Origin of the sequence: Streptococcus sp. S784/96/1, assembly GCF_902729355.1 — a bacterium.
GTDB lineage: Bacteria > Bacillota > Bacilli > Lactobacillales > Streptococcaceae > Streptococcus > Streptococcus caledonicus.
In genome coordinates this window covers 1-3,815 of record NZ_CACVCC010000059.1, presented here as the reverse complement: position 1 = coordinate 3,815, position 3,815 = coordinate 1, and the positions used below count along the sequence as shown (strand labels likewise).

At 35.6% G+C, this 3,815-nt stretch carries 3 protein-coding genes, 1 tRNA gene and 1 other RNA gene; all 5 read right to left on the bottom strand.

Features of this window, described 5'->3' with window-relative positions:
* Positions 1 to 430: 430 nt before the first annotated feature.
* Entirely contained in the window at positions 431 to 868 is a 438-nt protein-coding gene (locus GZ996_RS11420; protein ID WP_162012114.1) for a GNAT family N-acetyltransferase, read from the bottom strand.
* A gap of 61 nt (positions 869 to 929) precedes the next feature.
* A tRNA-Lys gene (locus GZ996_RS11415) sits at positions 930 to 1,002 on the bottom strand.
* A non-coding RNA gene (ssrS, locus tag GZ996_RS11410) (6S RNA) lies at positions 1,003 to 1,195 on the bottom strand.
* Between the two features lie 70 nt (positions 1,196 to 1,265).
* The gene (locus tag GZ996_RS11405) at positions 1,266 to 2,303 is read right to left on the bottom strand and encodes an ArsR/SmtB family transcription factor (RefSeq protein WP_162012113.1); all 1,038 of its coding nucleotides are present in this window, start codon (positions 2,301 to 2,303) and stop codon (positions 1,266 to 1,268) included.
* Positions 2,303 to 3,556, bottom strand: a complete 1,254-nt coding sequence (locus GZ996_RS11400) for an MFS transporter (protein WP_162012112.1) — start codon at positions 3,554 to 3,556, stop codon at positions 2,303 to 2,305. Before GZ996_RS11400 ends, GZ996_RS11405 begins: the two co-directional genes overlap by 1 nt.
* Positions 3,557 to 3,815: the final 259 nt, after the last annotated feature.

The window sequence follows — 3,815 nt, the reverse complement described above, 5'->3', positions numbered from 1 at the left end:
TAGTCATGGCTTTCTAGTTGTTTTGTGGTTATTATAATTATAAACCATGGCATAAGAAAACGAGCATCTCCAACTGCGGAAATGCCCGTTTTTTTTTGTGTTCTGAAACTAGTTTTTGCCCAGCCTCTTCTACCACGATGGCAACTGTCTGTTTTGAGCGATTTTGTGGTCGCATTTTAAGCTGGCGCTAAAATTTTTAATTTGTAAATATTGTTTCTGAACAGGATTTTAGTTTCAATATAAATTATAAATCTGGTTAAATTTCTATAATAAGAGGTATTTAATCCACTTTAATTGCAATTGCTATAGTGTAAAGTTCACAATTTCAGATTTTTGAAATAAATTAAGTATAATTAGTAAAAGACTTACTGTTTAGCACAAAAACTCCTAGATTACTCGTTTTAATGAACAAGATTCTAGGAGTTTCTATTTACAGAATTTTAATCAGATGAGTATCATCGTAAAAGGTATAGCCATGCTTGGGGTAAAAGGAATAAGAGGCTATCCAGTCTTCTTTAGGTTGACCAAGGTGGACATGAATAGCTGTTTTACCTTTTGCAATTAAGTATTTTTCTGCGAAGCAAAGTAATTGACTCCCTAAGCCTTGATTTTTCAAACGAGGTTTAACAAAAAGACGGTGCAGAAAAACTTCTGAAGAATTCGAAACAGATGAATAGGCTATGGATCCGATGACCCTGTTTTGTGCGTCAATCCCCAACCAAAAGTTATCTCCCTTATCTAAATAATAGCTTTGAATCGTTAGCAAATCAGGGTTGATACTTGGAATTCTATCTAAAGCATCTTTAGCTTCTAATATCATAAAGATAAGGTCGTCTCGATAAGATTCTTGGTATTCAATGATTTTCATGCTAATATTTCCCTCATAATACGAAAAAAGCCTTACAACATAGCAGGCTTTTTACTTTATTTACCCCCTACAGGGCTCGAACCTGTGACCCATGGATTAAGAGTCCACTGCTCTACCAACTGAGCTAAGGAGGCAAGAAAGCTGTATTGGCACCGGTGATCCACGTTTTGTATTGAACCCGCGCAATAAAGCAGGTGGGCAACTCGCTTCCCCTTAGTTGTTTCCGCGTGAAACGGCCTACATACTGGAGAAAGACTTTTGTTTCCCGAAAAATACAAAAAATAGTCGGTCAACACATTGATGTGAATTCGTATGCCACAGCAATTTTTCTGTACCATTATGATACCACTTTTTGGAAAAATTTCAAGGGCATTTTTAAATTTTTTGAAAACGCTTGTTATAGATCAAAGTCAGATTTAATTTTGTCAAGACATTGCGCCATGAAAGCTTTATTAAGCCTATAGCGAGCTTCGTCTTTATCAATAGCAAAGCTGAGCAGTCCAGCATTGAGCAGTTTTTGGATGTGGAAAGATACGTTAGCGGGAGTGATACCTAGCTGTGCAGCAATTTCCTTATTTTTCAATGTTGAGTGAGATACGATATTTAAAATATCATAACGAACGGGATCAGCTAGAGACTTGATTGCCAAATCCAAAGTGTCTTTGCTGAGATTATTTTGTTGGCGTCCTTTGAGAATAACTTCTACTCTGGCGTAAGTATAGACGTAGACAGGTTTTTCTAAATCTAACTCATCTGTAGTAATGATATGATTTAGGTGTAGTGGTGAAGTGACAAAGGCCCTTAGAGTAGATTTTTGGCTTTTTGAGAGGTACTTTTTGATATCAAAAATAGAGTCGCTAAAAAGTTCCATAATGTCAAGCCGATTGATTGTCTCTAGCACCTCTTTTTCGTATTTTTCATAAAACGGTTGATAGAGAGGGATAAGCTCTTTGTAGAGGTCAACCATGCCTTCGACGGTTTCTTTAGGGTGATGATATGACCAAAAGACGCGCCATTTGGTACTCTCTTTTATCATATCATCCTCTAAAAGGTTAAGAAGATCTTCTTCGGTTTCGATGACTTGGCCTTCAGGTGCGATAAGATTTAGTAAAAGGGAGCGGATTTTTTCTTCTGAAATCGCTAAAACAAGTGGATAAAGTTCTTCCATTGTTTTAGGGTCATGGCCTTCTTCTAATAGATAGCGGTAAATACTATCTATAATATGGCCATGGTTTGCTCCGCGATAAAATTTGTGAAGACGTGCTGTATAGGGCTCTAATATTTTTTTGAGAGTTTCAAAATCGTTAAACACCTCTTGAAAAGTTTGACGTTCTTCAAATGTCAGATCAATTTGACTAGGATCGAAGTAGCTGATGCTTGGTAACCAAAGAAAATCCATGATTTTACTTTGATGTTTACTGATAAAAATATCCATTATATTACTTTCTTTCTGATAAAGTCATTAATAGTATAACCTAAAAGTCCTAGACTGAGCAAGAAAAGAAGAAGCGTCAGCCATTTTACCGAAAGAAATAACATCAGTCCTGACATCAGTAATCGTGTGATTACAATCCCCGTGGTAAACCAGGTATAAATGCCAGCAGACACAGTAGCAATTTTATTCTCAGAGATTCTAGTGTAAATTAGAGTGTTTAGTTTAGGATTGATAGCACCCGAAATGATTCCTATAGGAATAAGGAAAATTAGAATGAGCCAGATATTCTGAAGATAATAAGCAAAAATAAGAGCAGAAAACAGCGCGGAAGCCACTTGTAGGGTGTTAGAAATAGAAAGATTTTTTAGGAGATTCATGCTTAAAATTCCCCCTAGAATCATGCCGATAATATTAGTGGTTTGAAAAATTGCTAAGGTTGTAGCTGCATTAAAGATCATAAACTCTTTATTATGACTCATAATAAGAGTCAACAATGTGATTAGAACAGCACCTAGCCCGTTTAGGATAGGGACAATAATCATACAGGCTTTTAAGTCAGGAATAGCAGCCATTTCTGGCAGGGCTAGCTTCAAGCTTTGCCACATATCTTTGAAAAGATTACCAGACCTTTTGTTTTCAGAGGTTTCTAGAGGTCTTTGGGCAAAAAGCTGAGCAACACGAGGCCTAATAACTGTGTACATGAGAAGAGATACTGCAAATGTCGCAGCATTGACAAAGGCTAACTGGGAAAAACTCATCATCGTAATAAATAAGGCACCAGCAGATTGAAATAAGAGATCGGTTGTTAATCCTAAACTTTGGCTAAATCCCATGTATTCTGCCCTGTCTTCGTTAGGAATAATTCTTAAACTAATAGGGATGTAAAGACCATTCTCATATTGTCCCGCGACATCAGAGAAAAAATTAAAGATAGCCGCCACGATGACAATCCATAAAGCTGGTTCAAAGGTCATGACAAAGCCTAGAATCGTGTAAATAGTAATACGAAAAACTAATGTTAATTGAATAGCCTTTAATTTATTTTTAGTTTTATCAGACCAAAAACCTGTTATGAGACGACTAAAGGTAGGAAGGGTTTCTGATAAGGTAATAATAGATAAAGCAAAATTAGGATTTGGAAGAAATAAGACATAGTTCATCAGGGCCATGTAATAAAGAGTATCTCCAAAATTTGATAGGAGATCAGAGGCAATAACCGCTAAATAAGTTTTGTTGGCAAGAATCTTTTTCATAAAAAACACCTCAAGTAATGATTGAAATTTTAAATAAAGTAATTACTTGAATAAATTATAAAACCAATGTGTTATAAAGTCAACATTAAATTTAAAAATAAAACAGTTCTTTTATTTTTTCTTAACGAAAACTGGCTCTATAATTTCTGTAGTGGGTAAATTCCCCGCAGAGATTATGGAGCCTTTTTGAGTATAGAAAAAGTCCCATATGACCTATAATGAAAAGCGACAAAACAACTCATTAGAAAGCCTCATATGG